This window comes from Nonomuraea longicatena (assembly GCF_039525605.1).
Classification (GTDB): Bacteria; Actinomycetota; Actinomycetes; order Streptosporangiales; family Streptosporangiaceae; genus Nonomuraea; species Nonomuraea longicatena.
Genome location: NZ_BAAAHQ010000024.1, coordinates 60837 through 74849, shown reverse-complemented (window position 1 = coordinate 74849; position 14013 = coordinate 60837). Strand labels below are relative to the sequence as shown.

The window sequence follows — 14013 nt, the reverse complement described above, 5'->3', positions numbered from 1 at the left end:
GGTAGAACGACTTACCCACTTTCCCGCGTTCCTTCAGCGACCCTGAGAAAACCCTGACAGGGTCAGCCATTCGGCCGCGAGGTCAAGATGCCGCTGGTCAAGGCCCTGCCTGGGGTCCACCTGGACCAGCAGGAAGGCGCCGACCCCGGGGTGCGCCCGCAGATAGGCGTCGTCGGCGGCGTGGATCATGTCGTCGAACCAGACGAACGGCCGCCCCGCCACGTAGTCGGCCACGCCCGGCGTCTTGAACATCTCCCCCCGCGTCGTGCCGTGCGCGGTCCCGACGGGGATCACCGGCAGCCGGGGCAGCCCGATCCGGGGCGCGATCCACTCGTTGGCGTGCTCCTCCCAGGTCGTCGCCCACACCAGTTCGGCGCCGGTGCGCAGGGCGAGTTCGAGCAGCCGGGTACCGTGCCGGTGGTTGAGATGCACGGTGTACACCTCGCTACCGAGGGGGCCTTCCAGGGGGCAACGGTAGCGGCGGAAGTCCGCGCTGAGAGGTCCCAGCGGGTTCAGCACGCCGTCCACGTCCACCAACAGGAGGGGTCTCATCCTGCTTTGTACTCCTGTGGGCTCACTCCGCGCACCCGTTTGAAGGCGGCGCTGAGCGCGAACGGGGTGCCGTACCCGACCTTGCGCGCCACGGAGCCGACGGTGGCGCCGGGCTCGCGCAGCAGGTCGGCGGCCAGTGCGAGCCGCCAGTCCGTCAGGTAGGACATCGGCGGCTCGCCGACCAGGTCGGTGAAGCGCCGGGCCAGCGAGGCGCGGGAGACGCCGACCTCGGCGGCCAGCGCGGCGACCGTCCAGGCTCGGGCGGGGTCGTCGTGGAGCATCCGCATCGCCCGGCCGACGACCGGGTCGCCCATCGCGCGGTACCACGCGGGCGTCTCGTGCTCGGCGAACCAGGTGCGCAGCGTGGAGATGAGCAGCAGGTCGAGCAGCCGGTCGAGGACGGTCTCCTGCCCCGGCTCGTCCTTGACGACCTCCTGCCCGAGCAGCCCGATGAGCGGCCCGCCCGGCAGCACGATGAGCTGAGGGAGCGCGTCGAGCAGCCGCCTGCTGACCTCTCCCTCCAGTTGGTAGGTGCCGACGAGCATCGCCGTGGCGCCGCCCGCGCCGCTGTTGCCCCAGGTGCGCACGCCGAGGAGCATCGACTCGAAGAGCGACTGCCCGTCGAGCGTGGTGCAGCGCTGGCCGGGGTGGATGACGACCTGCGGCGGGGTGCCCGGCCGGTCGGCCACGACGTACGGCTGCGGCCCCCGCACCACGGCGACCTCACCCGGCCGCAGGCGGGTGGACTCGCCGATCCACGCCTCCCCCTTGACGACGGCGACCAGCGTGAGAGGGGCCTCGTCCTGCACCCGCATAGACCAGGGCGGGTCGAGGTGGGCGCGGAGCAGGAAGGCACCCCTGGCCCTCGGCCCGTCGAGCAACGCGGCAAGCTGATCCATATTTGAGACGATTGCATATGGAATCGCGAGTTTCAACTATGTCAAGTCTCACCCTGTGGCGATTCACTGGGACACATGACGAACACCACCTTGGTTCTGGGATCGAACGGCAAGACCGGGCGCCGCGTGGCGGAGCGCCTGCGCGCGACGGGCCGGCAGGTGCGGGCGGGCTCCCGTCCCGCCTTCGACTGGGAGGACGAGCGCACCTACGCGCCCGTGCTGCGCGACGTCTCCGCCGTGTACATCACCTACTACCCCGACCTGGCCTTCCCGGGGGCGCTGGGCCGGATCGCCGCCCTCACCGAGCAGGCCGTCGCCGCCGGGGTCGGCAGGCTCGTGCTGATGTCGGGCCGCAACGAGGAACTGGCGCAGCGGGCCGAGCGGATCGTCCTGGACGCCGGGGTCGAGGCCACCGTCGTGCGCTGCTCCTGGTTCATGCAGAACTTCAGCGAGGGCTGGCTGCTCGACCCGGTGCTCAGCGGCACGGTCGCACTGCCCGCGGGCGCGGTGACCGAGCCGTTCGTGGACGCCGACGACATCGCGGACGTGGCCGTCGCCGCCCTCACCGAACCCGGCCACGCGGGCAAGGTGTACGAGCTCACCGGGCCGCGCCTGATGTCGTTCGCCGAGGCCGCGGCCGAGATCTCGGCCGCGAGCGGGCGCGAGGTCCGCTACGCGCCGGTGACGCCTGCGGAGTTCGCGGCGGGTGCCGTGGCCGCAGGCGTACCGGAGGACACGGCGCACGGCCTCAACGCCTTGTTCGCCGAGGTCCTCGACGGACGCAACGAGAGCCTCGCGGACGGGGTACGGCAGGCCCTCGGCCGGCCGCCGCGCGACTTCGCCGAGTACGCGGCGAAGGCCGCCACGACCTGGCAGAGGTGACGCCTGGCGCCGATCACGCTCCGTGGCGGATACCCTCGCCATCGTCACCGGGACGACGGAGAGGGGCGAAGACGTGATCAGCTGGTTCGAAGCGGTGATCCTGGGGTTGGTCCAGGGCCTGACGGAGTTTCTTCCGATCTCCTCGACCGCGCACATCCGGGTCGTCTCCGCCTATGCCGGCTGGGGCGACCCGGGCGCCGCCTTCACCGCGGTCATCCAGCTCGGCACCGAGGCCGCGGTGCTCATCTACTTCCGCAGGGAACTGTGGGAGATCCTGTCCACCTGGACCAGGTCGCTGTTCGACCGCGAGCTGCGCCACGCCTTCCCGGCTCGGATGGGCTGGTACATCATCCTCGGCACCCTGCCCATCGGCGTTCTCGGCCTGGTCCTCAAGACGCAGATCGAGACCGTCTTCCGCGATCTGCGGATCGTCGGCACCACGCTCATCGTCTTCGCGCTCATCCTGTGGTTCGCCGACCGCACCGCCCGCAACAAGCTCACCCTGGAGAAGCACCTGAGCCCGGTGCACGCCATCGTGTACGGCTTCGCGCAGTCGCTGGCCCTCATCCCCGGCGTCTCGCGCTCCGGCGGCACCATCACGGCGGGCCTGCTGCTCGACTACCGGCGCGAGGACGCGGCCCGCTACTCCTTCCTGCTGGCCATCCCCGCCGTGCTGGCCTCCGGTTTCCTCGAACTCGCCGAGATCGGCGGCGGTCGCGCGCCCGACTGGGGTCCGACGCTACTGGCGACCGGCATCTCCTTCGCCGTCGGGTACGCCGCCGTGTCCTGGTTCCTCAAGTACATCAGCACCCACCGCTTCACCGGGTTCGTCGTCTACCGGATCGTCCTCGGGCTCTTCGTCATCCTGTCCGTGAACCTAGGCTGGATTCCGGCTCAGGGAGGCTGACCGCCTGCGGCCGGTAGGTCACCAGCGTGAACACCACGCCGACCGCGCCGAGCGCGACGGCGAGCCCGATCACGCCCGCTCTGCCGTACTGCTCCAGCGCCACGCCGCCGCCGAGCGCGGCCACGAACATGCCCGCGTACTGCGCCGACGACAGCAGGCCGAGCCCGACCGGCACGTTGCCGGGCAGCGCGGCGAGCATCCGGTACTGCTGCGCGGGCGCGATCAGCCAGCCCACCATGCCCCACAGGAACGCCCAGACCAGGGCGATCGGCAGCGCCAGGTTCGCCACGGGGATCAGTCCGATGAACGCCGTGGCGACCACGATGCCGATGAAGACCATGCGCCGGGGCCCGTACCTGTCGGTCAGCCTGCCGCTGACCTGGTTGCCGACGATGCCGCCGATCCCCCACGCCCACAGCACGGCCGCGAGCGGCAGGTCCAGCAGCGAGGCGATGTAGGTGTAGGCGGTGAACCCGCCGCCGAACACCAGCAGCTGGGTGGTCAGCACCGCGAGGACGCCCCGGTCGGCCAGCGGTGTGAACCGGTCGCGCAGCCGGGCCGAGCTCTGGATCCGGATCTCGGGCACCTGGGCGAGCACCCCGGCGCCACCGACCACCGCGAGGCCGACGACCAGCCAGATCGTGACCCGCCAGCCGTACTCGCCGCCGAGCCAGGTGCCGAGCGGCACCCCCAGCGCGGACGCCATGGACAGCCCGCCCATCACTAGTGCCAGCGCGCGGCCTCGGCGCTCGGGCTCGGCGAGCTCGGCGGCGACCGCCGACGCGGTGGGGGTGAACAGCGCCGCGCCGGCCGCCGCGACCACCCGCGTGGCCAGCAGCAGCGGGTACGTCGGCGCCAGGACGGTCAGCACGTTGCCGATGACGAACAGGACGAGCGCGACGAGCATGAGCCGCTTGCGCGGGACGCGCGCGGTCACGGCGGCGAGAAGGGGGGACAGGACGGCGTAGGCGAGTGCGAACACCGTGACGAGCTGTCCCGCCACGGCGGCGGAGACGCCGAGGTCACGGGAGATCGCCGGGAGGACACCGGCGATGACGAACATTCCCGTACCGACGGCGAAATTTCCCACCGCGAGGGGATACAGCCTGGATCGCATGGATAACAACGCTCGCGCATTGGTTGGATTTTTGTCAAACAATCCAACTGAAGTAGGCTGACCGACATGCGACAGCTACCCGAGCCCTCGGTCGCGGACATCCGGCTCACCGAGGTACTGCGCGCGCTGAGCGACCCCATCCGGCTCGTGCTGGCCGCCAAACTCGCGGCGGTGGAAGAGCTGCGGTGCACGGAGGCGGGCATGGACCTGGAGATCCACAAGTCCACGCTGTCGTACCACTACCGCACGCTGCGAGAGGCGGGGGTGATGCGGACGTACGCCGTGGGACGCGAACGCCACCTCCGGCTCCGCAGGCAGGACCTGGACCTCCGCTTCCCCGGCCTGCTCGACGCGATCCTCGCCGCCGCCCGGAACAGCCGGTGACGCCGATCGCGGCGGTGGTTCCCGCGCTGCGGGAGGCGCTCGACTCCCACGGCTGCGCCGTCCTCACCGCGCCGCCGGGCACCGGCAAGACGACCGTGGTCCCGCTCATGCTGGCCCAGGCGGGGCTGCGGGTGGTCGTCGCCGAACCGCGCCGCCTCGCCGTACGGGCCGCCGCCCGGCGGATGGGCGCGAGTTACACGATCCGCGGCGAGCGCGGCACCGGGACGCGCGAACCCCGCGTCGAGGTCGTCACCACCGGCGTTCTGCTGCAGCGGCTCCAGCGCGATCCCGAACTCGGCGGCGTGGACGTCGTGATGCTCGACGAATGCCACGAACGGCACCTCGACGCCGACACCGCCCTCGCCTTCCTCCTGGACGTCCGCGAGACGCTGCGCCCCGACCTGCGGCTGCTCGCCGCCTCCGCCACGGCGGACGCGAAACCCCTGGCGGCGCTGCTCGGCGACGCCCCCGTCATCGCCGCCACCGGCGCGGCGCACCCCGTGCGGACCGTCTGGGCGCCGCCGCCTCGGCCTATGGCGCCGCCGCACGGGCTGCGCGTGGACCCGGCGTTCCTGTCCCACGTGGCCTCGGTCGTGCGGCTGGCGCTGGAGGAGCACGACGGCGACGTCCTGTGCTTCCTGCCGGGCGTCGGCGAGATCGCCAAGGTGGCCGCGAGCGGCCGTTTCGGGGTGGACGTCCTACAGGTGCACGGCCAGGCGTCCGGCGCGGTGCAGGAGGCGGTGCTGCGGCCCGGCGAGCGGCGCCGGGTGGTGCTGGCGACGTCCGTGGCCGAGTCCAGCCTGACCGTGCCGGGCGTGCGGGTGGTGGTCGACTCCGGGCTGGCCCGCGAGCCCCGTACCGACCACGCCAGAGGGCTCGGCTCGCTCACCACCGTCAGGGCCTCGCGGGCCGCCGCCACCCAGCGGGCCGGGCGCGCGGGCCGCGAGGCGCCCGGCGTCGTCTACCGGTGCTGGGCCGAGTCCGAGCGCCGGTCCGAACACGCCCGCCCGGAGATCGCGCTGGCCGACCTCACCGGGTTCGCGCTCCAGGCGGCCTGCTGGGGGACGGCGGACGCCGCCGGGCTGCGCCTGCTCGACGCGCCGCCGGAGGCCGCGATGGGTGCGGCGCTGGAGACGTTGCGGCTGCTCGGCGGCCTGGACGGGCACCGGGTGACCGAGCGTGGACGCCGGATGGCCGGGCTCGGCGTCCATCCCCGGCTGGCGCGGGCGCTGCTGGACCTCGGGCCGGGCGCCGCCGAGATCGTCGCCCTGCTCTCCGACCCGCTGCCGAGGGACGCTCCCGACGACCTGACCGAGGTGCTGCGCATGGCCCGCCGGGGCGACCTGCCCCGCTGGCGCCAGGAGGTCAGGCGCCTGACCGGCACTTTCCGGACGGCCTCGGCGGAGCCGGCCGATCGCGCAGACCCCGGTCCTCCCGGGCGGGCCTCCGTCGCCCCCGAGGGCCTCGCCGGGGCGGTCGTGGCGCTGGCCTTCCCCGAGCGGGTGGCGCGGCGGCGGGGCGGCGGCTTCCTGATGGCGTCGGGCACGCGGGCGCGGCTCGGCGAGGGGTCGCGGCTGGCGAGCGCCGAGTGGCTGGCCATCGCCGTGGCCGACCGGCCGACGGGCTCCGCGGACGCCCGTGTCCGCCAGGCGGTCGCCATTGACGAGGCGACTGCGCGGCTGGCCGTACCGGTGACGGTGGAGGACGAGGTCGAGTGGCGGGTGCCGCCGGGCGAGCGGCGCGGCGACGTGTCCGCGTGCCGCGTCGAACGGCTCGGCGCGATCGAGTTGGCGTCGCGACCGCTCGACGGCGCCGACGTCAGGGCGGCACTGCTGCACGGGCTGCGCATGGAGGACGTCCTCACCTGGACGCCCGCGGCGAAGGCGGTGCGCGACCGGCTGGCGTTCTGCCGCCGCGCGCTCGGCGACCCGTGGCCGGACGTGGCCGACCTCGTGGCGCTGGCCGACCGGTGGCTCGAACCGGAGCTGTCGCGCGCGCGGCGCCGCGCCGACCTGGCCGGGATCGACGTGGCGAGCGCGCTGTCGCGGCTGGTGCCGTGGAGCGAGCGGCTGGAGGCGGTCGCGCCGGAGCGGGTCGAGGTGCCGAGCGGGTCGCGGATCCGGATCGACTACTCGGGCGAGCAGCCGGTGCTGGCGGTGAAGCTGCAGGAGCTGTTCGGGTGGGAGCGGGCGCCGCAGGTGGCGGGGGTGCCGCTGCTGGTGCACCTGCTGTCACCGGCGGGACGTCCGGCGGCGGTGACGGCGGACCTGGCCTCGTTCTGGCGCGACGGCTACCGGGCAGTGCGCGCGGAACTCCGCGGCCGCTACCCGAGGCATCCTTGGCCTGAGGACCCGATCGGTGCGCTCCCGACGCGCCGTACCAAGCCCCGCCCATAAACTCCCCGTTACGGCCCAGCCCCCGCCCACGCCACCCGCCGCCCTGAGCTGACGGCCTCCAGGAACACGCTCCTCCCCGCTGAGCGGATCTCGCCGTGACGACTCCGCCCTTGCCCCTCTACCACGGCACCGCCGGGGCGCTACCTCTGCCGCACCTCAAACCCGCCCACCCCGGCTCCACGCGCGTCACCGGCGCTCGACCTCGGCCTGGACGTCGCGCCAGGTCGGGTTGTCCGAGACGGTCACCGGGGTCTGCCCCACGCCGAGGTCCTTGAAGCCGCTGGAGGTGGCGATGCAGACGACCGGCCCGTCGAACTCCCGCCCGAGCGCCCGGTATCCGGCATAGCCCGCGACACCCGAGATCTCGTACCAGAGCCCGGCCCCGGCCAGTTCCCGCTGCGCCCTCGACAGCGCCACGTCGTCCACCAGCACCCCGGCGCCGCCGCTCCCCTCGACCGCCAGCACGCCGCGCCGCCCGCCCACCTCGCAGAGGATGCTGTAGGCGGCCGACTCCCCCGTCTCCACGATCGCGGCGGGCGCCCCGGTGGCCACGGCCCTGGTGGTGGGGCCGCCGGCGGCGGGCTCGCAGGCGAACACGGCGGGGACGCTCCCGGCCAGTCCCAGCCGCCGGAGCTCCACGAACCCCTTCCACACCCCGAACAGCAGCTCCGCGTAACCGCTGGGTGCGAACACGGCGGCGGGCACCCGTCCGAGCTGCAGGAAGACCTCGTAGGCGACGGTCTTGTACCCCTCGGGCCCGTACGGGTGCCCGGTGTGGGTGACGGTCTGGTTGCTGACCGGGTGGTAGCCCAGGTTGTCCACGATGTCGCGCAGCAGCGGCCACCGCTGCTCGGCCGCGACGGTGAGGACCGTGGCGCCGTACGAGCGCACGAACGTCTGGACCGCGGGCGGCGACTCGGCGGAGGCGATGACGACGGCGGGCAGCCCGGCGCGCGCGGCGTAGGCGGCGGCCGACGCGCCGTGGTTGCCCGAGGAGGCGACGACCACGCCGGGCGCTCCTGCGGCGAGAGCGGCGCTGACGGTGACCCGGTTGAGGCGGTCCTTGTGCGACCAGGTGGGATTGCGTGACTCGTCCTTGATGTACACCCCGTCGTACTCGATCAGCGGGGTGCCGCCCTCGCCGAGCGTCGGCGCGAGCAGGGGCGGCAGCAGCGGCGCCCATCGCGCGAGGTCGGGTCCGGGTTCCTGGTCGAACAGCGTGGCGGGGACCGCGTCGTAGTCGTAGTCGACCTCAAGCGGCTGGGCCAGCTCGTCGGTGCCGGTCTGCGGGCAGCCCCTGGTCAGGGGCGGCAGCAGCGGATAGGTGAGCGACGGGTCACCGAGCGAGCGCTGGACCGTGGCAAGCGATTTCACACCACGACCCTACTGAGCTATCATCGTGATATCACTTCAATACCAAGGGAGAAGCGATGGCACAAAGGGCCTTCCGCGTCAACGGTTTCCTCGCCCTCATCGTCCTGCTGGTGCTGGCCGGGGCCGGCTTCGCGGCACTGATGACGGCGACTGCGGGCGGCCTCGTGGCCGCGGCCCTGTGTGGCCTGCTCGCGCTGCTGATCCTGACCGGCTTCACCGTGATCAACCCGAACGAGGCCAAGGTCGTGCAGTTCCTCGGCCGCTACATCGGCTCGGTCGCCGACGCGGGCTTCCAGTGGGTGCTGCCGCTCACCACCAAGCAGCGGGTGACGCTGCGGGTGCGCAACTTCGAGACCACCAAGCTCAAGGTCAACGACGCCGACGGCAACCCGGTCGAGATCGCCGCCGTGGTGGTCTTCAAGGTGGTCGACACCGCCCGCGCGGTCTTCTCCGTCGACGACTACGAGGAGTATGTCGCGATCCAGTCCGAGGCGGCCGTCCGCCACCTGGCCACGACCCACCCCTACGACTCGCACGAGGAGGCGCGCACGAGCCTGCGCGACGGCGCCACGGTCGCCGAGGAGCTCACCTCCGAGCTGCGCGAACGCACCGACCTCGCGGGCGTGGAGGTGCTGGAGGCCCGCATCACGCACCTGGCCTACGCCCCCGAGATCGCCCAGGCGATGCTGGTCCGCCAGCAGGCCGCCCAGGTCGTCGCGGCCCGCACTCACATTGTCGAAGGCGCGGTCGGCATGGTCCAATTGGCCCTCAACAGACTGGCCCAGGAGGGGGTCGTCGACCTGGACGAGGAGCGCAAGGCCCAGATGGTCTCCAACCTGCTGGTGGTCCTGTGCGGCGACCGGGCGATTCAGCCGGTGGTCAACACCGGCAGCCTCTATGCCTGACAAGAAGAAGCTCCTGCTGCGGCTGGACCCGGCCGTCTACGACGCCATCGCGAAGTGGGCGGCCGACGACATCCGCAGCATCAACTCCCAGATCGAGTACGCCCTGCGCCTGGCCCTCAAAGAGGTCGGCCGGGAACCTCGCCCCTAACGCCCGAAACCTGCACACTCTAGACATGTTGTGGGCAGGCAAGTCCGCCGTGGAGATCGCGGCCGCCGTACGCGCCGGGGAGGTCACGCCCGCCACCGTCATGGCGGACCACCTCCGTGTCATCACCGAACGCGAACCCCGGGTGAGCGCGTTCCGGCTGGTCAGAAAACAGGCGATCGACGAGGCGCGGGCGGTGGGGGCGCGCGGCGACCTCGCCCGCCTGCCGCTGGCCGGGGTCCCGGTGGCGGTCAAGGACAACCTCGCCGTCGCGGGCGAGACCCCGCGCCATGGTTCGGCCGCCGTCGGCACGGCCAGGGCCGCCGCCGACCACCCCGCCGTCGCCCGCTTGCGCGCGGCGGGCGCGGTGATCGTCGGGCTGACCAACATGCCCGAACTCGGCCTGGTCGGCTTCGGTGACAGCGCCTTCGGCACTGTCCGCAACCCCTGGTCCCCAGCCCGTACGGCCGGCGGCTCCTCCTCAGGCAGCGCCGCCGCCGTGTCGGCCGGAATGGTACCGATCGCGCTGGGCAACGACGGCATGGGCAGCCTCCGCATCCCGGCGGCCTGCTGCGGCGTCCTGGCCGTGAAGCCGGGCCCCGGTCTGGTGCCACCGCCCGACGACGACTGGGCCGGCCTCACCGAGAACGGCCCCCTAGCCTGGAACATCGCCGACCTGTCGCTGGCCCTGTCGGTACTAGCCGCCACCCCCGCCCTCGCCACCGCATGGCGCGACGGCTCCCGCTCCCTGCGCGTGGCCTACGCGCCACAGCCACTGCCATTCGGCCTGCCGATGGACCCCCAGTTCCGCGCAGCCGTCCGCGCGGCGGCCGCAACCTTACGCCGAGCCGGACACACGACCACCCGGCACCGGCGCCGCATGCCACAGTGGCTTGGCCTGTCCACGGCCGCCTTCTGGCTCTCCCGCGCCGCCGCCGCAGTGGACACGGCCGACGCCTCCGACCTCAAACCGGAAGACCCCGATACCATGAGAGCCGCAGCCCAGGTGACAGCACTGGGCGCGAGAGGCACCGCGCTGGACTCCGGGCAGGACCTCGGGAAGGGTCCGGCACAGGACATCGGCGCAGGCGCCGTACACGGCTCGGCGAGGACGGTGACGGTCAGGGTGCTGGAACGGCGCACCAGAGCGTTGGCCCGAGCAGGCCGCATTCTGCGAACGCTCGGCCTGGACGGAGCAAAGGGCCGGGAACGCTGGCGCTCCCAGGCAGCCGACGACTGGTTCGCCGACGCCGACGTAATACTCACCCCGACCCTGGCCGCCCCACCCCCGAACGCGGCCCGCTGGGGCGAACGCGGCCTAATCCGCAACCTACTGGCCAACGCAAGCTACGCCCCGGTAACCGGCATGTGGAACATGTCCGGCTGGCCCGCCCTATCGGTCCCCATCGCCACCCATACGACTGGCGTCCCCATCTCTGTACAGCTGATCGCCCGCCCCGGCTCCGACCATCTCCTCCTGGCCCTGGCCGCCCACCTCACAGACGCCCACCCACCCGTCCGCGCCCCGGGCTACTCACTCTGAGCCAACCGCACCCACGCCCCCGGGGGCTGCCCGTCAGACACCCCAGGGGCTATTCCCGGGCGGGGATTCTGCGGCTTGCGCCGCGGACACCTGTCCGATGCTGCGACGAACGGCCACGTTGCGGTGCTTCAGACAGCGGATATGCGTCCGTGAAGGCGCCCGTCAACAACGAGCACCCGTCCAGGAGCGCACGGCGCAACATGCCCACATACGCGGGCCGCCCTCCCCGGACGGCCCCGCTCCCGCCCGGCCTCCTCGCAGGATCCCCGCGTGCACGGGGGCGACTCGTCCGGCGGGTTGCGGAGCGCGGTGGTCACGGGAACATCCCCGCGTGCGCGGGGGCGACCCACCCGGCGGCGTGAACCGGATACGTGCCCGGGGAACATCCCCGCGCGGGGATGTTCCTACCTCTCTGGGTTGTTCCTTCAGGAGTAATGTGTCGCCCCCGCGCACGTAGGGGTGTTCCCAGCAGGTCGCCGAGCCACTGCGCCTCGATTTCATCGCCCCCGCGAACGCGGGGATGTTTCGCCTAGCCGTCGGTGAAGACCTCATGCCGCTCCCAGCGCGGGCGTGTTCGGGCGTAGGGAGGTGGCTTCGGGGCTTTGTGACGGTCGCTACCGCGCCCGTGCCAGCTACTCCGCAGCCTCCGTGCGCGTTCGTTGGGCCAGGTGGCGGCGGGCGTGGGCTACGAGGGCGCGGGCGGCGGGGCTGGTGGAGCCGTCCGTGCGCCAGATGAGGCCCAACTGCCCCCGCAGCGACGGGCGGGTCAGTTCGATCACGTGTAGGCGGTCGCCGTGCAACCGGGCCTTCGGCAGGGGCAGGATGGTCACTCCGAGACCGTGCGCGGCGAGTTCCGCCAGGAAGTATGGCTCGCTCGCCTCGAAGGCGATCTGTGGCCTGATCCCGGCCTCGGCGAACGCCCCGTCGAGGACGGTGCGCAGTCCGGTCCCGCGCGGCAGCGTGATCAGCGGGAGGTCGTCGAGCTCGGCCAGCGTGATAGACGAACGGCCGTCCAGTTTGTGCCCCGGCCGTACGGCCACCACCAGCGGATGGTCGAGCACGACCTCGGCCGCGACGTTCGGCGGCAGCGGGGCGCCGAGCCCGGTCAGCCCGACGTCCACCCGTCCGGCGAGCAGCGAGTCGAGCAGGGTCGCCGGGTCCATCTCCGTCATCGAGAGCTCCACGGCCGGGTGCCGCTCGTGGAAGTCGGCGAGCATCTCGGCGAGGTCGAGCCGCGCCGGGATGGTGACCCCGCCCATCACGACCCGGCCGCGCAGCAGCCCGGTGAACTCGTCCACGGCCGCCCGTGCCCCGGCGACGGCGCCGAGTGCGGCCCGTGCGTAGGGCAGCACGGCCCGTCCGACCTCGGTCAGCCGTACGGTGCGCCCGGAACGGTCGAGCAGCCGCTCACCGAGCTCGCGTTCGAGTTGCTTGATCTGCGCACTCACCCCGGGCTGCGCGACGTGCATCTTGGCGGCGGCCTTGGTGAACCCGCCCTCGTCGACCACGGCGACCAGGTACTCCAACTGACGCAGCTCCATAACGCACCATGATAGTAGCCATCAGATCCATCTCTTGGACTTATGGGTCGGCATCGGGCCAAGGTTGGGTCATGAACATCACGGCCGACCACGAGAGCTACGACCGGGAGCGGACCGGCTTCCAGCTCGCCGTACGCCACCGCCCTGAAGTGATCTTCGCGGTCGAGAGCGCGGCGGACGTCAGGACCGCCGTGGCGCACGCCGCCGCCCGCGACCTACCCGTGGCGGTACAGGCCACCGGACACGGCGTGCCCCACCCCGGCGAGGGCGGCGTCCTCATCACCACCTCCCGCCTGACCGGGGTCCGCGTGGACCCGGAGGCCGGCACCGCGTGGGTCGCGGCGGGCACCCGCTGGCGCCAGGTGGTCGAGGCGGCGGCGCCGTACGGGCTGGCCCCGCTGTCCGGTTCCGCCCCTGATGTCAGTGTCGTCGGGTACACACTGGGCGGCGGGCTCGGCATCATGGCCCGTCAGTACGGCTATGCGGCCGACCACGTGCGCGCCGTCGAGGTCGTCACCGCCGACGCCGAGCACCGCCGGGTGACCGCCGACGACGACACCGACCTGTTCTGGGCGCTGCGCGGCGGGCGCGGCGCGTTCGGTGTGGTGACGGGCCTGGAGTTCGACCTGTTCCCGGTCCGTACGCTGTACGGGGGCGGCCTGTACTTCGCCGACTTCGACGCCGTCCACGCCTGGCGCGAGTGGACCGCCGACCTGCCCGAGGAACTGACCACGTCGGTGGCGGTGATCCCCTATCCCGACGTCCCCGCGCTGCCGGAGCCCCTGCGGGGCCGCCGCGTGGTGCACGTGCGCATCGCCTATACAGGTACGGTCGCCGACGGCGAGGATCTGGTGGCCCCGCTGCGCGCCTTCGGCCCCCGCCTGCTCGACACCCTGGGCGAACTCCCCTACAGCAGGAGCGAGACGATCTACAACGACCCGACGGAGCCTGCGGCTGTGCAAGGCTCGCACACCCTGCTCCACACTCTCCCACCGGAGGCGGTGGAGACAGCGCGGGCGGCCACGGAGGCGGTCGTGGAGTTCCGCCACCTGGGCGGCGCCCTGGCCCGCGACCCGAAGACCCCCAACGCGGTCGGCAACAGGGACGCGGCCTACCTGGCACAGCGCATCACCCGGGGCGCCGACGTGCCCGACGTGCACGCGCACCTGGAGAAGGAACTGCGCCCGTGGGCGACGGGCGGCCAGATGCTGAACTTCGTCTCGGCCGCCCACGCCACCCCGGAGGCGATCAAGGCGGCCTTCACCGAAGAGGACTACGCCCGACTCCAGCATCTGAAGTCGGTCCGCGACCCGGCGAACCTCCTACGCCACACACACACGATCCCCCCTCGGGGTTGACCGCGACGGC

At 72.6% G+C, this 14013-nt stretch carries 13 protein-coding genes; 8 read left to right on the top strand and 5 right to left on the bottom strand.

The genetic code is table 11. From position 1 onward, the window contains the following. Positions 1–33: 33 nt before the first annotated feature. Positions 34–552 carry an HAD domain-containing protein gene (locus ABD120_RS24020; RefSeq protein WP_343952271.1) on the bottom strand — a complete coding sequence of 173 codons (519 nt, stop codon included), beginning with the start codon at positions 550–552 and terminating at the stop codon, positions 34–36. Then, positions 549–1451: an AraC family transcriptional regulator gene (locus ABD120_RS24015; RefSeq protein ID WP_343952270.1), complete on the bottom strand. Its 903-nt coding sequence runs from the start codon at positions 1449–1451 to the stop codon at positions 549–551. The genes ABD120_RS24020 and ABD120_RS24015 overlap by 4 nt, the downstream gene beginning before the upstream one ends. Before the next feature lie 75 nt (positions 1452–1526). Here ABD120_RS24015 and ABD120_RS24010 point away from each other — a divergent pair, with 75 nt between their 5' ends. Continuing rightward, positions 1527–2333, top strand: coding sequence for a Rossmann-fold NAD(P)-binding domain-containing protein (locus ABD120_RS24010; protein WP_343952269.1), 807 nt, complete (start codon positions 1527–1529; stop codon positions 2331–2333). Between the two features lie 73 nt (positions 2334–2406). Beyond that, complete coding sequence (locus ABD120_RS24005; protein ID WP_343952268.1) at positions 2407–3240, top strand: undecaprenyl-diphosphate phosphatase; 834 nt, start codon at positions 2407–2409, stop codon at positions 3238–3240. Here ABD120_RS24005 and ABD120_RS24000 read toward each other — a convergent pair. Continuing rightward, a complete protein-coding gene (locus tag ABD120_RS24000) occupies positions 3194–4357 on the bottom strand; it encodes an MFS transporter (protein ID WP_343952267.1) in 1164 nt (387 codons plus the stop codon). The two genes, ABD120_RS24005 and ABD120_RS24000, sit on opposite strands and share 47 nt — an antisense overlap. Before the next feature lie 66 nt (positions 4358–4423). Between ABD120_RS24000 and ABD120_RS23995 the strand changes: the two genes are divergently transcribed. Both ABD120_RS23995 and hrpB read left to right on the top strand, forming a co-directional pair. Beyond that, complete coding sequence (locus tag ABD120_RS23995) at positions 4424–4741, top strand: ArsR/SmtB family transcription factor (protein WP_343952266.1); 318 nt, start codon at positions 4424–4426, stop codon at positions 4739–4741. Then, a complete protein-coding gene (gene hrpB / locus ABD120_RS23990; protein ID WP_343952265.1) occupies positions 4738–7137 on the top strand; it encodes an ATP-dependent helicase HrpB in 2400 nt (799 codons plus the stop codon). The genes ABD120_RS23995 and hrpB overlap by 4 nt, the downstream gene beginning before the upstream one ends. Before the next feature lie 186 nt (positions 7138–7323). On the opposite strand, the gene ABD120_RS23985 is transcribed toward hrpB, so the two are convergent. Next, positions 7324–8511, bottom strand: a complete 1188-nt coding sequence (locus ABD120_RS23985; RefSeq protein ID WP_343952264.1) for a threonine synthase — start codon at positions 8509–8511, stop codon at positions 7324–7326. 56 nt (positions 8512–8567) lie between these two features. On the opposite strand from ABD120_RS23985, the gene ABD120_RS23980 reads away from it, so the two are divergent. Genes ABD120_RS23980 through ABD120_RS23970 form a run of 3 tightly spaced genes read left to right on the top strand, consistent with a single transcriptional unit; the run spans position 8568 to position 11104 of the window. Then, a complete protein-coding gene (locus tag ABD120_RS23980) occupies positions 8568–9416 on the top strand; it encodes an SPFH domain-containing protein (RefSeq protein ID WP_343952263.1) in 849 nt (282 codons plus the stop codon). Continuing rightward, entirely contained in the window at positions 9409–9564 is a 156-nt protein-coding gene (locus ABD120_RS23975) for a type II toxin-antitoxin system antitoxin (protein WP_343952262.1), read from the top strand. Before ABD120_RS23980 ends, ABD120_RS23975 begins: the two co-directional genes overlap by 8 nt. Positions 9565–9589: 25 nt before the next feature. After that, positions 9590–11104, top strand: coding sequence for an amidase (locus ABD120_RS23970; protein WP_343952261.1), 1515 nt, complete (start codon positions 9590–9592; stop codon positions 11102–11104). A 632-nt stretch (positions 11105–11736) separates the two neighbouring features. Here ABD120_RS23970 and ABD120_RS23965 read toward each other — a convergent pair. Next, positions 11737–12645 carry a LysR family transcriptional regulator gene (locus tag ABD120_RS23965; protein ID WP_343952260.1) on the bottom strand — a complete coding sequence of 303 codons (909 nt, stop codon included), beginning with the start codon at positions 12643–12645 and terminating at the stop codon, positions 11737–11739. Positions 12646–12716: 71 nt separating this feature from the next. On the opposite strand from ABD120_RS23965, the gene ABD120_RS23960 reads away from it, so the two are divergent. After that, positions 12717–14003, top strand: a complete 1287-nt coding sequence (locus tag ABD120_RS23960) for an FAD-binding oxidoreductase (RefSeq protein WP_343952258.1) — start codon at positions 12717–12719, stop codon at positions 14001–14003. Positions 14004–14013: the final 10 nt, after the last annotated feature.

What these genes read in the sequence shown, in the direction of transcription:
- ABD120_RS24020 (WP_343952271.1), bottom strand. Translation starts at nt 552, where the DNA reads ATGAGACCCCTCCTGTTGGTGGACGTGGACGGCGTGCTGAACCCGCTG.
- ABD120_RS24015 (WP_343952270.1), bottom strand. Translation starts at nt 1,451, where the DNA reads ATGGATCAGCTTGCCGCGTTGCTCGACGGGCCGAGGGCCAGGGGTGCC.
- ABD120_RS24010 (WP_343952269.1), top strand. Translation starts at nt 1,527, where the DNA reads ATGACGAACACCACCTTGGTTCTGGGATCGAACGGCAAGACCGGGCGC.
- ABD120_RS24000 (WP_343952267.1), bottom strand. Translation starts at nt 4,357, where the DNA reads ATGCGATCCAGGCTGTATCCCCTCGCGGTGGGAAATTTCGCCGTCGGT.
- ABD120_RS23995 (WP_343952266.1), top strand. Translation starts at nt 4,424, where the DNA reads ATGCGACAGCTACCCGAGCCCTCGGTCGCGGACATCCGGCTCACCGAG.
- ABD120_RS23980 (WP_343952263.1), top strand. Translation starts at nt 8,568, where the DNA reads ATGGCACAAAGGGCCTTCCGCGTCAACGGTTTCCTCGCCCTCATCGTC.
- ABD120_RS23975 (WP_343952262.1), top strand. Translation starts at nt 9,409, where the DNA reads ATGCCTGACAAGAAGAAGCTCCTGCTGCGGCTGGACCCGGCCGTCTAC.
- ABD120_RS23970 (WP_343952261.1), top strand. Translation starts at nt 9,590, where the DNA reads ATGTTGTGGGCAGGCAAGTCCGCCGTGGAGATCGCGGCCGCCGTACGC.
- ABD120_RS23965 (WP_343952260.1), bottom strand. Translation starts at nt 12,645, where the DNA reads ATGGAGCTGCGTCAGTTGGAGTACCTGGTCGCCGTGGTCGACGAGGGC.
- ABD120_RS23960 (WP_343952258.1), top strand. Translation starts at nt 12,717, where the DNA reads ATGAACATCACGGCCGACCACGAGAGCTACGACCGGGAGCGGACCGGC.